An 18,241-nucleotide genomic window follows, 5' to 3' on the forward strand; every position below is an offset into this window, starting at 1 on the left:
GGTTAGAGCATTTTCGAGCGAAGTGGATACCGGTTCGCGTGAAGAAAATGCGTCAAAACAAATAGATAGAGAATTTTCGCGATTCGGAGAAACGCGGAAATGCTCTAGACCGGCTCGGCCTGGGCCGGCTCGGCTTCCGCCGTGCCGGCGCCCCGTCCGTGCAGATCGGCCAGGGCCTCGCCCCGCGCCTGGTCCAGCCCGGCGACGGCCTGCGCCAGCAGCGTGAACGGCGCGGTGAGCGCATCGCGTTCGAGCGCGGTCGCCCGCGCCAGGACGCGGCCGAGCCCCAGCGCTCCGGCCGAGCTGCCGAGCTGATGCGCTGCCCGGGCAAGCGCGGCGCGATCCCCCTCCTCGAGTGCGGCGCGCATCGTCTGGAGCAGCTCCAGCGAGACCGTGGCGAACAGGGCGACCAGATGATCGAGCCGCTGATCGCCGATCAGCTGGCTCTGGGTCTCGAAGAACAGCTCGTCGACCGCCTGCTCGGATGACAGCATGACCGATCCGCGCAGCTCGGCCCGCCGCGACCCGCTGCCCAGCACCTGCAGTAGCGCCGAGGTTGTCGCCGGCTTCGACAGCACCTTGGTGAGACCGGCCTCGCGCAGAAGGCGCATGGTCTCGGGCGAGACATCGGCGGTCAGCATCACGATCTCCGGCTGGACGATATCCGGCAGGGCGCGGATGGCGCCCGCGGTCTCGATCCCGTCCATGCCGCCCATCTGCATGTCGAGCAGCACAAGATCGATCTCCTCATGCTCCAGCAGCGTCACAGCAGCCTCGCCCGAAGCAGCGGCGAGCGCCCTGTGCCCGGCCTTGTCGATCATGATGCGCGCGACCTCGCGCGTGACCGGCTCGTCATCGACCACAAGCACCCGCATCGGCCGCTCGACGATGGCGAGATCCTCCAGCGGCTCGGCCGCCTTGGCCGGAACGGCCGGCAGCCTGGCCGTGAAGGTGCTGCCGACGCCGACCGCGCTGACCACGGAGAGCGTTCCGCCCATCAGCTCCGTCAATTTGGTGCAGATGGCGAGCCCGAGTCCGACCCCGCCCGACCGCCGCCCCGTCTCCGGATCGACCTGCACGAAATCCTGGAAGATCTTCTGCTGCATCGCCGGCGCGATGCCGATGCCGGTATCGCGCACGGAGATGACCAGCATCTCCTCCTCGAGCGCGGCGGCGAGGACAACCTCGCCGGCATCGGTGAAGCTGAGCGCGTTGCGCAGCAGGTTCTGCACGATGCGATTGACCTTGCCGCCATCGCCATGCAGCCGCACTCCCGCGGCGCTGCCGAGCTCGAGCTTCAGCGCGATCTCCTTGCGCTCCGCCGTCGGCTGCATCAGCGTGAACGCGGCGGTGAGCAAGGCGCCGGGCTCGTAATCGCGCAATTCGAGGCTTTCGGTCCCGGCTTCCAGCCGCGAGAGATCGAGCGTCGCATTCGCCAGATTGATCAGCGTATCGCCGGAGGCCGCCGCCATCTCGACGAGCCGCCGGTCGCGCCGGCTCATGCGCTTGCGGTCGATGATTTCGAGGACGCCCAGCACGCCGGAGAGCGGCGTGCGGATATCGTGGCCGACGACGGCGAGGAAGCGCGATTTCGCCTTGGTCGCCTCCTCCGCCACGTGCCGGGCCTGCTCCGCGGCGCGCTGGCCGGCAGAGGCCTGGTCGAGCGCGGCGGCGAGCGCGGCCGTGCGCTCGATCACCTTGTCCTCGAGCACGGCGCGGCTCTCCTGCAGGCGCGCCGCCATCAGGTTGAACTGGTCGCCGAGCTCCTGGAGCTCGTCCCCGGTGCTGATCGCAATGCGCTCGTCGAGCTGGCCGCGGCCGATCCGTAACGCGCCTTCGCTGAGCGCCCTGATCGGCGCGACGAGCCGGCGGCTCAGCATAATGCTGGCAAGAACCGCCCCGACCAGCGCCACCACGAGAATGGCGAGCGAGCGCAGGATCGAGGCGTAGATCGGCGCAAAAGCCTCCTGCTGCGGCAGGTCGACCACGACGCTCCAATCGAGATCGGGCACTTTCGTCATCACCGACAGCACCGCCCGGCCCTCGGTGTCGACGATCGAAACACCCGTGGCGGCCGCGTCGCTACCGTCGCGCGCCCCGGCCTGCGTATGGGCCGCGAGCAACGGCCGCAGATCGGTGTTGCGCAGCACGAGCCGGAGATCGGGATGGGCGATCAGCCGGCCTGAACGGGCGACGACATAGGCACGGCCGGCCGCGCCGACCTTGAGATGCGAGACGAGCTCCTTGATGAAGGTCAGGTTCACCGTCGCGATCGCGACGCCGTCGCTCGGCGTGACGATGCGCTTGGCCAGGACCATATAGGGCTCCGAGCCACGCCGGAACGCGACCTCGCCATAGTAATAGCCCTGCGCCATTGCCGCCTGGAAGCCGGGATCGGCCGACCAGTCGGTGCCGCTGCCGAGACGGTCACGCTCGAAACGCGACAGGCCCAGCAATTCGCGCCCATCGGTGCCAACCTGCCGCAGTTCGAGGATCGCTGGCACCTGCCTCAGCAGCCTGAGCCCGTCGAGCCGCCGGTCCTCGGCTGGATTGGCGCTGACGCCGCTCTGCGAGACCCAATCGAGCTGGCGCATGATGTCGCCGGCGAAGCTCGCGATCTTGTCCGCTGCCGCCTGCGCCTGCGCCTGCTGCGCCCGGACCACCAGCGCTCGCTGGTCGGCAAAGGCGAAGAGCGTCGAGACGACGGCATTGAGGCCGAGCGCGATGCAGATCGCCGAGCCGACGAAGATCGCATATTTGCGCGCGAGCCGGCCGCTCGGACTCTTGCCCGGCGCAAGCGGATCCGCACTCACGAGACGATCCGCGTCGCGCGCACGCGCAGCGACGTCGGCAAGGTGAGGCCCAGCTCCGTGGCGGCGCGCTCGTTGATCACCAGCTCGAAGCTGCGCGAGAACTGAACCGGAAGCTCGGCGACATCGGCGCCGCGCAGGATGAGATCGACATAGGAGGCGATCAGCTCGCTCGATTCGTCACGTCCGCCCGTATAGGACATCAGCCCGCCCGCGCTGACGAAGATGTCGAAGACATAGATCGCTGGCAGCCTGTGTCTCGCGGCCGCGCCGGCACAGACGCTGGCAAAGCGGTAGGTGAAGCTGTCCGGCGGGAACATCAGGCCGGTCCCGATATCCTCCGCCAGCTTCGCGATCGCCGGCTCGATCTGCGCCTGGCTGGAGAGGGGACAGTCGACGATCGCCACGCCCCGCTCCGCCGCGGCTGCGCGCATCTGCGCGACGTAAGTGCTGCCACCGGCCGCCGCTGTCGCCGGATTGTAGATGAGCCCCATGCGGCGCGTCGCCGGCGCGATCTCGGTCAGCAACTCGACCCATTTGCCGCTCATGGACGGGTCGTTGTTGCTGAAGCCGGTCGCATTGTTGTCGGGCCGGTCGAGCGAGCGCACGAAGCCGCTGCCGACCGGATCGGAGGCGGTGCCGAACAGCACGGGAATGGTCTTGGTCGCGCTCAGCGCTGCCACGGCCTCGGCGCTGGAGCCGGCGACGATGACGTCCGGCGCCTCCCGCACGAGCTCCCGCGCAGCCTCGACGAGCATGCTCTCGTCGAAGCCGTTGGGTCGTATCCGCAGGCGCAGGTTGCGGCCTTCCTCCCAGCCGCGCAGGGCGAGCTGCTCGCGCAGCATGCCGACGCGCAACCGCACGACGGGATGGTCGATCGGCAGGCCGATCAATAATGCGACCGTGCGTACGCGCTCCGACGCGCGGCCAGCGGCAGGCAGGTTGGCTGCGAGTGCGGTCAGGCCGGTCAGGAACGAGCGACGACGCATGCTGTGGGCACGACAAGGCGACGGTAAATCGGCGCCATCTCGTTGCATGTCCCGCGCGCGGCGTCGAGAGCTATCGTCCAGGCACTGGAACACGCCGCCGCGAAAATATTCAAGTGCCGGCGCCGCCTCAGCGATGCGTCGCCGCGCCAGCGCTGGATCGCAAACCCCTCCAGCCGCCGCGCCGTCCCATCATAATGCGCCCGCAGAAGAGGGGCCAGTTTTCGAGGAACCTCTGGCCGGCCCGCGCGTTTATTTCATAGCGATCATGAGTTTTGAGATCATTTGGCCCGCCATCTCCCCTCGGGGAGGTAGCGGGCCCTTTTTTTTGTCGATCACGCGCTCGGCTGCGAACACATCACGGGTGCAATATCAGCCTTCCACCCGGTCCCGACTTTGCGCGGGACGGCTTTCATGGCCGCCATTGTCCCGGTCCGGCTCGACCAGATAGTCGATGTGCCGGCGTCCGGACGCTCCCGTGCGGATCGAGACCGCGACACCGAAGATGCGCTGGATCGCTTCGACGGTCAGGACCTCGTCCGGCGGTCCTGCGGCTTGCAGGCGCCCATCATGGAGCAGCGCGATCTCGTCGCAGAACATGGCGGCGAGGTTGAGATCGTGCAGCGCCATGATGCAGGTGATGCCGAGACGGCGAATAAGGCTCAGGATCGCGAGCTGGTGCTGGATATCGAGATGATTGGTCGGCTCGTCGAGGATGAGCTCGCTCGGATCCTGCGCGAGGGCGCGCGCGATATGGACCCGCTGGCGCTCGCCGCCCGAGAGCGTGTGCCAGGATTGATCGTGCCGCTCCGCGAGCCCGACCCGCGCCAGCGCCTCGTTCACGGCGGCCTCGTCGCCCGCGTTCCAGGACGCGAGCGCGGTCCGGTGCGGCGTGCGGCCCAACCGGACCACGTCGCAGACGGAAAGCTGGATCTCCGTCGTCGCCTGCTGCTCGACGAAGGCGAGGCGGCGGGCAAGCTCGCGCCGGGCGACATCGGCGATGTCGCGCCCATCCAGGGTCACGACCCCGCTCGCGACATTGCGCAGCCGACAGAGCAGCCTGAGCAAGCTCGACTTGCCCGAGCCGTTGGGGCCGATCAGGCCGAGCACCCTGCCGGGCGCCGCCTGCAGCGTCACCCCGTCGACGATCATCCGGCCGGCGGCGCCCCAGCGCACGTCATGGGTCGCGAGCGTCATGCCGGGCGCCTCGCCCGATAGAGGATCAGCGCGAAGACTGGCGCGCCGAACAGCGCGGTCACTACGCCGATCGGCAGGATCTGCTGCGGAATCAGCACCCGCGACAGGATGTCGGCGAGGATCATGAAGATCGCGCCGGTGACCAGGCAGGCCGGCAGCAGCCGCGCATGGCCGGAACCGACGAGGAAGCGCGCGGCGTGAGGGATGATCAGCCCGACGAAGCCGACCGTGCCGACAATGCTGACCATGACCGCGGTCATTACCGCCGTCGTCGCGAACAGCACGATCTTCACCCGCGTGACCGCGACGCCCAGCGAGGCCGCGGCATCGACCCCGAAAGCGAAGGCATCGAGCGCCTTGGCGTGCAGCATGCAGATGGCGAAGCCGATGAGGGCGACGGGCGTCGCGATCCACAGGTCCGGCCAGCGCACGCCGCCGAAATTGCCGAGCAGCCAGAACATCACGCCGCGCGCCTGCTCGGCGCTGGCGAGCGTCGTCACGATGGTCGCGGTCGCCGCGTTGAAGAGCTGCGAGGTGGCGACGCCGGCCAGGATGACGCGGTCGCTCGATCCGCCCGCCCCCGTGGCCAGCAGCGCGACGACGGCAAGCGCCGCGCAGGAGCCGATGAAGGCGCCGGCGGAGACCGTCAGCGCCGCGCCGCCGATCCCGACGCCGAGGATCAGCACCGCGACGGCGCCGGTCGAGGCCCCGGCCGAGATGCCGAGGACATAAGGCTCTGCCAGCGGGTTGCGCAGCAGCGCCTGCAGGATCGCGCCCGAGAGCGCCAGGGCGCCGCCGCACAGCCCCGCCATCAGCGCCCGGCTCAGGCGATAGTCGAAGATCACGCCCTGCTGGATCGCGCTCACCGGGAAGTCGAGATCGAACAGCCCGTTGCCGAGCGCGCGCAGTGCCGTGTCGAGCGGGATGCGCATCTCGCCGATCGTCACCGCCAGCGCGACCGAAACGGTGAGCGCCAGCAAGGCGGCCAGCGCGACGGCGATCCGCGCCGGCCAGTTGGGGCCATGGACGGCGTGGCTCAAGGGGCGGCGCCGAAGCTGGCGATCGCCTTGGCGAGCGTCTCGATCCCGTCGATCGTGTCGAGGCCGGCGCGGGTCGCGCCGACATCCATGATCACGATCCGATTGTTCCTCACCGCGTCGAGCTTGCTGGCGACGGGGTCAGTCTTCAGGAAGTCGAGCTTCTTCTCGATGTCATCGGCGGGGAAGCGGCGGCGATCCATCTTCACAGCGACGATCACCGCAGGATTTGCGGCTGCGATGCTTTCCCAGCCGACCAGCGGCCATTCCTCGTTGGTGGCGATGATGTTGCGCGCGCCCAGCTTCGACAGGATATAGGCCGGCACGCCGTTCCTGCCCGCCATGAAGCCGTCGCCCTTGATGTCCTTGCTCGAGAACCAGACCACCACGGGCACGTCCCTGGCCTTGGCGTCAGCCACCGCCTGGACCGCCTTCTCCTCGCGCGCCTTCAGTTCGGCGATGAGCTTTTCGGCACGATCGGCGACATCGAATATCCCACCGAATTCGCGGATGTTGCGGTAGACCAGCTCCATCGTGAACATCTGCGTGCGCACGCCGTCGCCAGGGCCGGAATTGTCCTTGCCGACACAATCGGTCGGCGAGACATAGGTTGGCACCTTCATCTTCGCGAACTGGTCACGCTTGCCGACGATGCCGTTCGGCCCGACATGCCATTCGAACATCGCGGTGACGAGGTCGGGCTCCTGGGCGAGCACGGCCTCGAAGCTCGGATCATTGTCGGCGAGCCGCTTCACCTTGGCGTTCATGGCCTCATAGGGCTTGGCGACCGGGCTGAACCAGACCGCCGTGCCGACGACGCGGTCGCCGAGGCCGAGCGCGTAGAGGATCTCCGTCTGTGTCTGGCCGATCGCGACGACGCGCTTGGGCGGCGCGTTGAACGTGACGCTCTCGCGGCAGTTCTCCAGGGTCAGCGGATATTGGGTCGGCGCGGCCAGCGCGGCCCCCGCGACCAGAGTGCCGAGGAACGCCGCGGCAGGCCATCGCAGCAGGCGGGTGAAGTGGCGCGTCGTCGGCACGGCAGGAACTTTCGATGTAACATTGTTACATTTCTGATAGAGCGGACGGCGCTCGGCCGTCAAGCGTTCCGCGACGATGCGGGTGGTGGTCTTCACGAACATGGATTTCATCGCTCCCCGAGATGGCGGATGGGGAGTTGCGGGATGTGAACGGAGGACGGCTTGATGGCCGCGACCGACACATCTCCGGAACACCCCGTCCGAATGACGTAACCAAGGGTCGCGGCAGGTCTCCTGGCTCGCGGGTCGCAGCTCTCGCCCGTCTTCCCAAAGCCTTGCGGCTTCAGTGACATGAATGGACGCGAGCTCACCGCTGACAGTTGCGGGGGCAGCGCCGGCCTCTCACCGGCTTCCCTCTTAGCTCTCGAACCAGTGATTCGAGAGACCGTGACCACCATATCTAGTGGCAGCCGAACCGCACGTGTCAATCGCTCGCAGTTGGGCGGCGCTGAATCTGCACTCCCAGCGGAATCGCGTCGGCATCGCAGCCCGCTCGACGCATGAATGCGGCACCATGACGCGATCGTTATGCGTCCTGCGCATCGACAATCCTGAGCAAAAATAATATATGGATGCTTATGAACAGCATGCCTAAGGACATGCCCGGCAAAGACTTGCCCGGCAAGGACCAGCCAAAGCAGCAGCCGTCGCCGACCGTCGGCTTCCTCCTGCACGATGTCGCGCGCCTGCTGCGCAAGCGCTTCGAGCAGAATGCCCGCGGCTTCGGGCTCGGCCTGACCAGGTCGCAGTGGCAGGTGCTCGCCTATCTCGACAAGAACGAGGGCATCCAGCAGGGCGGCCTTGCCGAGCTGCTCGAGGTCGAGCCGATCACGCTCGGCCGCATCCTCGACAAGCTCGAGGCCTGCGGGCTGGTCGAACGCCGGCATGACGCCAGGGACCGCCGCGTCTGGCGGCTCTATCTCACCGACAAGGCCGGCCCCACCCTCGCGACGATGCGCGAGCTCGGCGAGATCACCCGCGCCGAGGCTTTCGGCGCGATTTCCGAGATCGAGCGTGCGGCTTTGCTCGCCCTGCTCGGCACGATGAGAACGAACCTCGCGACGGCCTGCGCGGCACCGCCGGCCGAAAGGCAGAAGACCGATGGATGACGCAGTCAGAAGACCAGAACCCATCCGGAACGACGATCCGGAGGCTTCCTTAGCCAGCAACGTGACCGAGCTCCGCCGCGCCGAAACCAAGCCCGGCGAGCCCGGCCTGCCGCCCGCGACGCCCCTGCCGACGGCCAAGGCACCCGAGACCGCCGCGCCCGCCCCTGCCGCGACCGCCAGCGCCCCGCCGGCCAGGAAGCCGCGCAGCCTCAAGCGAAAGCTCCTCTTCGCCGCGCTTCCGGTCGCGCTCGTCGCCGGCGGCTATTGGTATGTCGTCGGCGGGCAGATCATGTCGACCGACAACGCCTATGTGCAGGCCGATATCGTCGGTATCTCGACCGATGTCGCCGGCATCGTCAGCGAGGTCGACGTGCGCGACAATCAGCCGGTCAAGGCCGGCGACCTGCTCTTCAAGCTCGACGATGCCCAGTTCCGCTACGCGATCGAGCGCGCCGACGCGCAGATCGGCAGCGTCCGCAACGATCTCGAGGCGCAGAAGGCGAATTACAAGGCGATGCAGAGCCAGATCGCCCAGGCCCGGACCGATATCGAGTTCTATACCACTGCCTTCAAGCGGCAGCAGGACCTCGCCAACAAGTCCGTCGCCTCGCAGGCGACCTATGACTCGGCCAAGCACGATCTCGACGGCGCGGTGCAGAAGCTTTCGCAGCTCCAGAGCCAGCTCATCGGCATCGCCGCCGCCCTGAACGGCAATCCCGACGCGCCGATCGAGGATCATCCGCGCTACAAGGATGCCGTCGCCGCCCGCTCCGAGGCCGCCCGCCAGCTCGACCATACCGTGGTGAAGGCGCCGATGGACGGCATCGTCACCAACGTGCCCTCGCTGCAGAAGGGTCAGTATCTCGCCGACGCGACGGTCGCCTTCAGCCTAGTCTCATCCGATCATGTCTGGATCCAGGCCAATCCGAAGGAAACCGAGCTGACCTGGGTTCGCCCCGGCCAGAAGGCGACGGTTTATGTCGATACCTATCCCGGCGCCGAATGGACCGGCACGGTCGACAGCATCAGCCCGGCCTCGGCCGCGAGCTTCTCGCTGCTGCCGGCGCAGAACACCAGCGGCAACTGGGTGAAAGTCGTGCAGCGCATCGCCATGCGCGTGAAGATCGATACGCCCGCAGGCAAGCCGCAGCTGCGCGCCGGGATGAGCGTCGTACTCGATGTCGATACCGGCCGCGCCCGCGGCCTGCCCAGCTTCGTCACCGATCTGATCGGCAAAAAGACCGAGACCCACAATGGCTGATACCACCGCGGCGGCGCCTCCGGTCGCCAACCGCGGCGCCATCACCGCCTGCGTCATCCTCGCGGTGATCATGCAGGCGCTCGACACCACCATCGCCAATGTCGCCCTGCCCTATATCCAGGGCAGCGTCGCGGCCAGCGCCGACCAGATCAACTGGGTGCTGACCTCCTATATCGTCGCCGCCGCGATCATGACGCCGCCATCGGGCTTCCTTGCCGCCCGTTTCGGCCGGAAGCGCGTGCTCTCGGCCGCGATCATCGGCTTCGTCATCGCCTCCATGCTCTGCGGCGCGGCGCAATCGCTCAGCCAGATCGTCGGCTTCCGCCTGCTCCAGGGCTTCTTCGGCGCGGCTCTGGTGCCGCTGTCCCAGAGCATCCTGCTCGACATCTACACCCCGGAGGAACGTGGCTCGGCCATGGCCCTGTTCGGCGTTTCCGTCATGGTCGGCCCGGTGCTCGGCCCGGTCATCGGCGGCTGGCTGACCGAGAACATCTCCTGGCGCTGGGTCTTCTACATCAACCTGCCGCTCGGCGCGCTGGCGCTGGCCGGCGTCGCGATCTTCGTCACGGAGACGAAGACGAACATCCTCGCCAGGCTGGACTGGATCGGCTTCGGCGCGCTCAGCATCGCCATCGCCTCGCTGCAGCTCTTCCTCGACCGCGGCGCTCAGCTCGACTGGTTCGACTCGCTCGAGATCATCATCGAGGCCACGGTCTGCGTCGCCGCGTTCTACATCCTCGTGGTCCATACCTTCACGGCGCAGAACTCCTTCATCAAGCCGCGCCTGTTCCTCGACCGCAATTTCAGCGTCGGCATGATCTTCATCTTCATCGTCGGCATCACCTATCTCGCCTCGATGGCGCTGATGACGCCCTATCTGCAAACGCTGATGGGCTATCCCGTCGTCACCGCTGGCGTCGTCATGGGCCCGCGCGGCATGGGCACGATGGCCTGCATGTTCCTGGTCGGCAAGCTGATCGGCAAGGTCGATATCCGCATCCTGCTCGGTTCCGGCCTGCTGGTCAGCGCCTGGGCGATGTACGACATGGCCGGCTGGACGCCCGACGTCTCGCAGCAGACGATCGTCGTCACCGGCTTCATCCAGGGCGCGGGCCTGGGCTTGCTCTTCGTGCCGCTGACCACCGTGACCTTCGCCACCTTGCCGGCCGAGTATCGCGGCGACGGCACCGGCCTCTACAACCTCTCGCGCAATATCGGCTCCAGCGTCGGCATCTCGATCGTCAGCTACCTGCTGATCCGCAACACGCAGGTCAACCACGCCGAGATCGCCAACCACGTCACGCCCTATAACCGGATGTTCGAAATGCCGGCGATCAAGAACGCCTGGGATCCACTGACGCTGGCCGGGCGCGCCGCGCTCGACGAGGTCGTCACCCGCCAGGCGACGGTCATCGCCTATATCGACGATTTCAAGCTGCTGATGATCCTGTGCATCGCGGCGATGCCCTTCCTCGCGCTGCTGGTCACCCCGAAGCAGGAGAAGGCGCCCTCCGACGACCATGCGATCGTGATGGAATAGGCGGCGCGATCGCGCCGCTTCACTCCCGAGCAGCCCGGGCTGCAGCAAGACGACAGACGCGACGATCCTGGGGCACCGAATGAACGGTCCCAGTCCTTCCCGCCAGAGGTGCTAGCGCCGGTGCGGTGACCTGCCCTGGCCATATCTCGCCGAGACGCCGATCGTCCGGCCGAGGCCTGCGCGCTTCGCCGAGGCCGACCGCGCTTCGGCATAATCAGGCGCGACCATCGGATAATCGCGCGGAAGATTCCACTTCGCGCGATATTCGTCGGGGGTGAGCCCGTACTTGATTTGCAGGTGCCGCCGCAAGGTCTTGAACCTGCGCCCATCTTCCAGGCAGATGATATGGGACGCGGTGACGGATTTGCTGATCGGAACCGCCGGCTTGGGGGGCGGCTCCGGCTCCGCGACGGCGGTCGAGGCGAGCTTGCCGAGCGCCGAATGCGTGCTTTCGATCAGCTTGACCAGTTCCGAGCGGGGGAGGCTGTTGTGAGTGACATAGGCTGCGACGATCCGAGCCGATAATTCGGCCGCCGCTTCGCTCTCGTCAGTCATGGGTCGTTCCTTGAGGCTTCTCCCTCCCGTTCCCGGCGCCATCAGGAGGCGCGGCCACCGTCCTGTCTAGGGTTCACGTGGTCTCATCCACAGCGACGGCTCTCGTGGAGCCCCACCGGACCGCGTTGAACATCGCCTGCTCGGAGTCCGGTTGCCTCGGCTGCGAGGCCAGTCGCCGCCGGCAGCCAGCCTCGATCGCTACCGCTTGCGCGACTTCAGATGCGGCGCTGCCCCGATCGTCGTGGCGGTCTGGGACGCGACCGGGTCGCTCGCGGGAAAGGTATTCTCCAGCGCATGGGTCAGCGGGGCATCCCGGCCTTCCGCCCGCTCGATGCGATGCTGGGCGCGCTGCTCGTTGCGAAGGCTTTCTTTAGCCGGGTTCGCGCGGGTGGCCATTGGGACCTCCACCATAAGCTGGCAGGCGCGAAATGATGCCGGACGGCGCGCTCGGCGGCAATCGATTTCAGATGAAAGCCCCCGCCAGCCAGCCGAGCATGACAAAGGCTGCAATAGCGTACATGGCGATGCAGGCCTTCGCATCACGCGGCATATGGCGCATTCGGTCGTCCTCAGCTGTCGAGATGCGCACGCAATAAGAATGCCAGATGACGTCCGAGCGACATCCGATCGCAGGGAGGCGGGGCACCCGCGCCTCATCGTCGTCGCAGCGATCAATGGCTGTGACACCCCTGCGACTCGTCGCCCATAACCTTCAGTCGACGGCGTTGCACTCCATGCGCACGCGCTTCCCCGGCTCAGCGACCGTCGTGCACGATACCAATGTCGGAAGAGACGAAGCCGGGACGACCTCAGGCGTCGAAGCCGGCTGCAGCTGCAGCTTCGGTGTCTCGGACGTTGTTGTTGCAACCGGCAAAGTTGCTGCAACCGGCAAAGGCCTGGGCTTTACGAGAGCAGGCTGCTTGCGAGGCCGCACCTGAGCAGGTTCCGGCGGGGGAGGACCAACGACTTCCGGCGCTTCGGCTAGCGGCTCGGGAACCGCCTCAACCAATTCATTATGCGGAGGTGCCGGGTCCGGAGCGGTAGACCATGGCATCCAGGCCCTGAACTGGGAAAAGGCAGCAGCCGTCGACTCGTTTATCGATTCTGCCGTGGGCATGGAGCGTCCCATGCAGCCCGAAAAGATTAGAGCGATTAGGCATGCCGCAGATGCGCGACAACCGATGGTCGCCATAGGAGCCCCTTAGCGCTTTTCGCTCCCCAGCCAGGGCCAGATTGTTGCGAACAGGATCGGCTGTCAATTTCTTATCGTTCACAACACCACCTAAACGAAGTGGCCCGGATCGATTTCTAACGAGATACTTTCAAGCGCTCGACCCGGCGCCAGAGCTACGTACCCGCGCGATGCGGGGCAAGTCAGGGCGAGCGCAAATGACCCTTGGACATTTCTTTTGGGTCGCAGCCAGCTCAGCTGAATTGATGGCGTCCCGGAAGGGATTCGAACCCCTGACCTACGGTTTAGGAAACCGTTGCTCTATCCTGCTGAGCTACCGGGACGCACGCGAAACCGTGTAGCATAAAGCGCATGCGGGTGAAGCCTCTTGTTGCGGGTCTGGCCGGTCTGGTCGCCATTTTGAATGGCGCCCGGGCCGATGAATCCTGCCCGGGCCTCACGCCGGAAACGCTGACGGTGCGACTTCAGGGCATCGACGACCATGGCGATCCGCTTCTGGCCGATGGCAGGCGCCTTCGCCTCGTCGGGCTGGCGCCGCGCCAGAGCGAAAGCGAGATCGACCGCTTCGCCACCGAATTGCTGCCATGGCGGGACCAGGACCTCCGGCTCGTCGCGCTGGCGGGGCCTGATCGCTGGGGACGCTTGCCCGCCCGGCTTCTCGTCGAGCTTGGCCCGGAGGACGAGCCGCTTGATCTCGCCGCCGTGCTGCTCAACGCCAAGGCGGCCTGGCGCCTGCCCGACAGCGCCCACCCATCCTGCGACGCCGCCCTGAAGGCGGCCGAGGCCGCACTTGCCACGCCCGCGCGCCGAGGTAAGCCGGCGGAAACCGTCGACGGTCATGATATCGCCGCTTTGAAACTGCAGGCGGGCCGGGTCGTGGTGCTGGAGGGGCGGATCGCATCGGTTGGCGAGCGGCCACAGCGTTCCTATCTCAATTTCACGCGTCGGCGTGGGGCCGGCGCATCGATCGTCGTGTCGCGGAGGATCTGGCGCGAGATGCAGGATGTCGGCTGGACCACAGCCGCCTTGACGGGTAGACGCGTGCGAGCGCGCGGCGTGCTTGGCGGCGCGGATGGGCTCGCACTCGAACTTCCTTCGCGCACGGCACTGGAACTGATCGATTGAGCATGCTTGCGTTCTGGCGACGAGAAGCCCCGGTCTCAGCGAAGCGGCTTGCCGCAGCGCTGCTGCCGGCCGTGCTGCTTGCCGGCTGCCTCGGCGAGCAGAGCGCCCTGCTGCCGCCGCAGCGCCCGTCCGACGGCGAACTCGCCCCGCGCATCAGCGCGATCGCCCGCGCGTCCGACAGCGAGCACCAGCGCCTGCTCGCGGCCTTCGGCGGCGAATACCGCGCCCCGCAGGCCCGCGCCGTGCTCGACGATATCGTCGCCCGCCTGGCCAAGGCCGGCGAGGGCCAGATCGGCACCTATGAGATCACGATCCTGAACTCGCCGATCGTCAACGCCTTCGCGCTGCCCACCGGCCGGCTCTATGTGACGCGCGGGCTGCTCGCGCTGTCCAACGACACCTCCGAGATCGCCTCGGTGATGGCGCATGAGATCGCCCATGTCACCGCCAGGCATGCCGTCGAGCGGGCCGAGGCCGAGGCCGAATCCGCGGTGGTCAGCCAGGTCGTTTCGCAGGTGCTGAACGATCCTGTCGCCGGTGCCGCGGTGCAGGCCGGCTCGAAGCTCTCGCTGGCCCGCTTCTCGCGCCAGCAGGAGCTGGCCGCCGACCAGATCAGCGTGCGCAACATCTCCCGCGCCGGTTACGACCCCTATGGCGCCGGCCGCTTCCTGGCGGCGCTCGGCCGCAATACCGCCTTCCGCAACGCGGCCCAGGGCCAGAGCAGCGGCGACAAGAAGCTCGACATCCTCTCCTCCCACCCCTCGACGCCGGAGCGCGTCGCCGCCGTGACCGGCGCCGCCCGCCAGATCGGTGCCCCCGGCATCGGCGAGCGCGAGGCTTCGCGCTGGCTCTCGGCGATCGACGGCATCGCCTATGGCGACGATCCGAGCGACGGCGTGGTCCGCGGCAAGCGCTATCTCAACAGCGCCCTGCGCATCGCCTTCAGCGCCCCCGAGGGCTTCGATCTCGAAGCGGCGCGCGACATGGTGATCGGCGTCAGCAGCAACAATGCCCAGGCGCTGCGCTTCGATTCGGTCACGCTCAAGCCCGGTCAGACCTTGGAATCCTATGTCGCCTCGGGCTGGATCGAGGGCGTCACCACCGGCCCGGCCGAGACGCTCGACCTTGCCGGCCATCCCGCCGTGCTCGCCAGCGGCAAGGGCACCGACTGGACCTTCCGCCTCGCCGCGATCCAGGCCGGGTCGCGGGTCTATCGCTTCATCCTCGCCGCACGCGGCAACAGCGATCCCGAGCGGCCGATGCGGGCCGTGCTCGACAGCTTCCGCACGCTGACCCCGGCGGAAGCACAGGCAACGCGCCCGCTGCAGCTGCGCATCGTCAGCGCCGACAGCAGCGATCCGGCCTCGCTCGCCGGCCGCATGGCCGTGCAGGATCGGCCGCTCGAACTCTTCCTGCTGCTTAACGGCCTCGACAGGGCGAGCCGCCTCAACCCCGGCCAGCGCTACAAGATCGTGACGGAATAGCGCGGCGGCGGAACTCCGCGCGCCTCACGGCTTCCTGACTCCCCTTTGCCCGGAAGCTGGGCTTTACTCGCGCGCCGGCAGGCCGCCGGTCTTCGCGGGAGATTGCCATGGCCCTCGATCGCCGCATCGTCGAGCTCTATGACGAATACACCCATAAGCCGCTCGATCGCCGCGTCTTCATGAACCGCCTGCTCGCGATTGCAGGCACCGCCGCCGCGGCGGAAGCTGCGCTCGCGCTGCTCGAGCCGAACTATGCCCAGGCCCAGCAGGTCGCTGCCGATGATCCACGCCTGAGCGCGAGCCGCCTTGAGGAGGTGGTCAACGGCGTCAAGCTGAAGGGCTATCTGGTCACGCCGAAGGCGGCCGGCCGGCGCGGCGGCGTGCTGGTGATCCATGAGAATCGCGGCCTCAATCCGCATATCGAGGATGTCACGCGCCGGATGGCGCTCGCAGGCTTCACCGCGCTCGGCCTCGATTTCCTCGAGCCGCTGGGCGGCACGCCGAGCGATCCCGATGCGGCCCGGGCGCTCTTCCCGCAGCTATCGGGCGAGCAGGTCGTCGCGCAGGGGCGTGCGGCGCTCGCCTTCCTTGCCGCAAGGCCCGATGCCACCGGCAAGACCGGAGCCGTCGGCTTCTGCTGGGGCGGCGGCGCGGTCAACGATCTCGCCGTCTCGGCTCCCGAGCTCGCCGCCGGCGTCGTCTTCTACGGCCGTTCGCCAGATCTTGCGAAAGTGCCACAGATCAAGGCGCGCCTCCTGATCCAGCAGGCCTCGCGCGATACGAGACTGGTCCAACAGGTTCCGGATTACGAGAAGGCGCTGAAGGCGGCGAATATCCGCCACGAGATCATCATCTACCCAGATGTCGACCACGCCTTCCTGAACGACACCAGCGCCGAGCGCTATAACGCCGCGGCAGCCAAGCAGGCCTGGGAGCGCACCGTCGCCTTCCTGGCGACCGAGACCGGGACAGCCTGAACAACAAAAAACCCGGCGGTCGCCCGCCGGGTCTTGAACTTCGCGACGCGGAAGGTGCCTCAGGCGGCCTCTTCCTGCATGTCGTCGTTGTCGCCTTCGAGATCGTTGTCGGCGTCGGCATCGGCCTCGGACGCCTTGCTGGCGCGGCGCGGCGACTTGGCGAGCTGCCCCTCGATCTTCTTCAGCGCCTCGGTCTCGGTGACGTCGTCGACCACCGCGATCTCGCGGGTCATGCGGTCGACGGCCGCCTCATAGAGCTGGCGCTCGGAATAGGACTGCTCGGGCTGCGCCTCGGAGCGATAGAGGTCGCGCACGACCTCGGCGATGGCGACGAGATCGCCCGAATTGATCTTCGCCTCGTATTCCTGGGCGCGGCGCGACCACATGGTGCGCTTGATCCGGGCACGGCCGGTGAGGGTGTTCAGCGCCTTGGCGACCTGCTCGGCATCGGCGAGCTTGCGCAGGCCGACGCTGGCGGCCTTCGCGGTCGGCACGCGCAGGGTCATCTTGTCCTTGGAGAAGCTGACGACGAAGAGCTCGAGTTTGAAGCCAGCGACTTCCTGCTCCTCGATGGCCGTGATCTGGCCTACGCCATGTGAGGGGTACACGACGAACTCGCCCGTCTTGAATCCCTGGCGCACAACAGCTTTCTTCACAGTGGACATGCCGTTACGACTCCTGATCGGCCCGCTTGACGCGAGCCCGAGATTGTTCGCCCCCGGCCGGATGACCGAAGACACTCTGCCTGATGCGATACGGACTTGGCTTTCGGCCATAAGCCCGGCGCCTCACGCTCCCTCAGCCGACTGCTTCTTGCTAACCATTCGACACAGAAGACATGACGCTCCGGCGTTCGGCCGGTAGCTCATGATCCGTATCGAAGGGGGCGCCCCGTTTTTGAAAAACCTCGCAGGGGCAAGCGGAACGGAATTCGACTGTGCATAGGTTGTAGCACAAAAAACACGCCGAATCAAAGGTAAACGCTCTTTTGGACCGGGGCTGCTTGCCGCAGGCGTGATTTAGTTAACGCGTTTTTCGCATGCCCCTACGGCAGATTTGCCGGGTCGAAGCGCCAAAACGATGTCGGGGCAGCGCAGGCAGATGCCTCAGTCGCCCTCGCCCGGCTCCGGCGATAGCATCTCGAGCTTGCCCGCGACACCGTCGAAGGCCTTGGCGTCAGCCGGCGGTTCCTTCTTCTGGGTGATGTTCGGCCAGCTCGATGCATACTTGGAGTTGAGCTGCAGCCAGCTCTCGAGACCGGGCTCGGTATCGGGCTTGATCGCCTCCGCCGGGCATTCCGGCTCGCAGACGCCGCAATCGATGCATTCGTCGGGATGGATGACGAGCATGTTCTCGCCTTCATAGAAACAGTCGACCGGACAGACCTCGACACAGTCCATGTACTTGCACTTGATGCAGTTTTCGGTGACCACATAGGTCATGTCGCCAGTCCTTCCAGATCGGTCTCACCGCTCATAAAAGCCGCGAAGCCGGGTGTTTCAAGGCCGTTATTCCGGCCGAGTCGGGAAGAAAAATCTCTTCTCCGAGTTAGAATAAGAACAATCTTTTCCGTGCGCCTGCCGACACCCGCGAACGGACACCGGACGGCCCCGCGCTCTATCCGGTCGGCTCGTCATCCGCAAGCGACGCATCGCCGCGCGCGCCCTCGTCCAGCCGCTCATAGAGCAGTTTCGCCTCCTCATAGGGCCCGCGGCGTTCGCCGAGGGAGACGAGCTTCACGACGATGGTCGCGTGCGGCAGGGCGAGCGTCAGCACGTCGCCGAGCTTCAGGCCATGGGCGGCATTGTCGACCCGCCGACCGGCCACACGGACATGACCGTCATCGACCAGACGCACGGCGGCGGAACGCGTCTTCGCGAAGCGCGCGAACCAGAGCCATTTGTCGAGGCGCTGACGATCTTCTCGCAATG

Annotated in this window: 16 protein-coding genes, 1 tRNA gene and 1 riboswitch; of the genes, 6 read left to right on the top strand and 11 right to left on the bottom strand. The window is 66.8% G+C overall.

What is annotated here, in order from left to right:
* Positions 1-104: 104 nt before the first annotated feature.
* From EV560_RS10995 to EV560_RS11015, 5 genes are all read right to left on the bottom strand, one after another.
* Positions 105-2,813, bottom strand: coding sequence for an ATP-binding protein (locus EV560_RS10995; RefSeq protein ID WP_131855795.1), 2,709 nt, complete (start codon positions 2,811-2,813; stop codon positions 105-107).
* Positions 2,810-3,799, bottom strand: coding sequence for an ABC transporter substrate-binding protein (locus tag EV560_RS11000; protein WP_165923416.1), 990 nt, complete (start codon positions 3,797-3,799; stop codon positions 2,810-2,812). Before EV560_RS11000 ends, EV560_RS10995 begins: the two co-directional genes overlap by 4 nt.
* 369 nt (positions 3,800-4,168) lie before the next feature.
* A complete protein-coding gene (locus EV560_RS11005; protein ID WP_131855797.1) occupies positions 4,169-4,993 on the bottom strand; it encodes an ABC transporter ATP-binding protein in 825 nt (274 codons plus the stop codon).
* Positions 4,990-6,033: a FecCD family ABC transporter permease gene (locus EV560_RS11010; protein WP_131855798.1), complete on the bottom strand. Its 1,044-nt coding sequence runs from the start codon at positions 6,031-6,033 to the stop codon at positions 4,990-4,992. The genes EV560_RS11005 and EV560_RS11010 overlap by 4 nt, the downstream gene beginning before the upstream one ends.
* Entirely contained in the window at positions 6,030-7,169 is a 1,140-nt protein-coding gene (locus EV560_RS11015) for an ABC transporter substrate-binding protein (RefSeq protein WP_131855799.1), read from the bottom strand. Before EV560_RS11015 ends, EV560_RS11010 begins: the two co-directional genes overlap by 4 nt.
* Positions 7,170-7,274: 105 nt before the next feature.
* Positions 7,275-7,472: riboswitch (cobalamin riboswitch) on the bottom strand.
* Between the two features lie 194 nt (positions 7,473-7,666).
* Here EV560_RS11015 and EV560_RS11020 point away from each other — a divergent pair.
* The 3 genes from EV560_RS11020 (at position 7,667) to EV560_RS11030 (ending at position 10,977) form a co-directional block, all read left to right on the top strand.
* On the top strand, positions 7,667-8,176 hold the full coding sequence (locus EV560_RS11020) for a MarR family winged helix-turn-helix transcriptional regulator (protein ID WP_131855800.1): 510 nt from the start codon (positions 7,667-7,669) through the stop codon (positions 8,174-8,176).
* A 61-nt stretch (positions 8,177-8,237) separates the two neighbouring features.
* Positions 8,238-9,437, top strand: coding sequence for an HlyD family secretion protein (locus EV560_RS11025; protein ID WP_248311993.1), 1,200 nt, complete (start codon positions 8,238-8,240; stop codon positions 9,435-9,437).
* Entirely contained in the window at positions 9,430-10,977 is a 1,548-nt protein-coding gene (locus tag EV560_RS11030; RefSeq protein WP_131855802.1) for a DHA2 family efflux MFS transporter permease subunit, read from the top strand. Before EV560_RS11025 ends, EV560_RS11030 begins: the two co-directional genes overlap by 8 nt.
* Before the next feature lie 111 nt (positions 10,978-11,088).
* On the opposite strand, the gene EV560_RS11035 is transcribed toward EV560_RS11030, so the two are convergent.
* The 3 genes from EV560_RS11035 to EV560_RS11045 form a co-directional block, all read right to left on the bottom strand.
* Positions 11,089-11,532 (bottom strand): Ros/MucR family transcriptional regulator, encoded by a 444-nt coding sequence (locus EV560_RS11035; RefSeq protein ID WP_131855803.1) that lies wholly within the window; start codon positions 11,530-11,532, stop codon positions 11,089-11,091.
* Positions 11,533-11,730: 198 nt separating this feature from the next.
* Complete coding sequence (locus tag EV560_RS11040) at positions 11,731-11,928, bottom strand: hypothetical protein (RefSeq protein WP_131855804.1); 198 nt, start codon at positions 11,926-11,928, stop codon at positions 11,731-11,733.
* Between the two features lie 1,042 nt (positions 11,929-12,970).
* Positions 12,971-13,047: transfer RNA gene (locus EV560_RS11045), tRNA-Arg, on the bottom strand.
* Positions 13,048-13,075: 28 nt separating this feature from the next.
* Here EV560_RS11045 and EV560_RS11050 point away from each other — a divergent pair.
* The 3 genes from EV560_RS11050 (at position 13,076) to EV560_RS11060 (ending at position 16,310) form a co-directional block, all read left to right on the top strand.
* Positions 13,076-13,849, top strand: coding sequence for a hypothetical protein (locus EV560_RS11050; RefSeq protein WP_131855805.1), 774 nt, complete (start codon positions 13,076-13,078; stop codon positions 13,847-13,849).
* 2 nt (positions 13,850-13,851) lie between these two features.
* Complete coding sequence (locus EV560_RS11055) at positions 13,852-15,333, top strand: M48 family metalloprotease (RefSeq protein ID WP_131856204.1); 1,482 nt, start codon at positions 13,852-13,854, stop codon at positions 15,331-15,333.
* A 107-nt stretch (positions 15,334-15,440) separates the two neighbouring features.
* Entirely contained in the window at positions 15,441-16,310 is an 870-nt protein-coding gene (locus EV560_RS11060; RefSeq protein ID WP_131855806.1) for a dienelactone hydrolase family protein, read from the top strand.
* Positions 16,311-16,369: 59 nt separating this feature from the next.
* On the opposite strand, the gene EV560_RS11065 is transcribed toward EV560_RS11060, so the two are convergent.
* The 3 genes from EV560_RS11065 to EV560_RS11075 form a co-directional block, all read right to left on the bottom strand.
* A complete protein-coding gene (locus EV560_RS11065; RefSeq protein WP_131855807.1) occupies positions 16,370-16,975 on the bottom strand; it encodes a CarD family transcriptional regulator in 606 nt (201 codons plus the stop codon).
* 441 nt (positions 16,976-17,416) lie between these two features.
* Complete coding sequence (gene fdxA / locus EV560_RS11070; RefSeq protein WP_131855808.1) at positions 17,417-17,752, bottom strand: ferredoxin FdxA; 336 nt, start codon at positions 17,750-17,752, stop codon at positions 17,417-17,419.
* Between the two features lie 175 nt (positions 17,753-17,927).
* Positions 17,928-18,239, bottom strand: coding sequence for an RNA-binding S4 domain-containing protein (locus tag EV560_RS11075; RefSeq protein ID WP_131855809.1), 312 nt, complete (start codon positions 18,237-18,239; stop codon positions 17,928-17,930).
* Between the last annotated feature and the right edge of the window lie 2 nt (positions 18,240-18,241).

Source organism: Allobosea sp. BK604 (assembly GCF_004341515.1).
Taxonomy (GTDB): Bacteria; Pseudomonadota; Alphaproteobacteria; order Rhizobiales; family Beijerinckiaceae; genus Allobosea.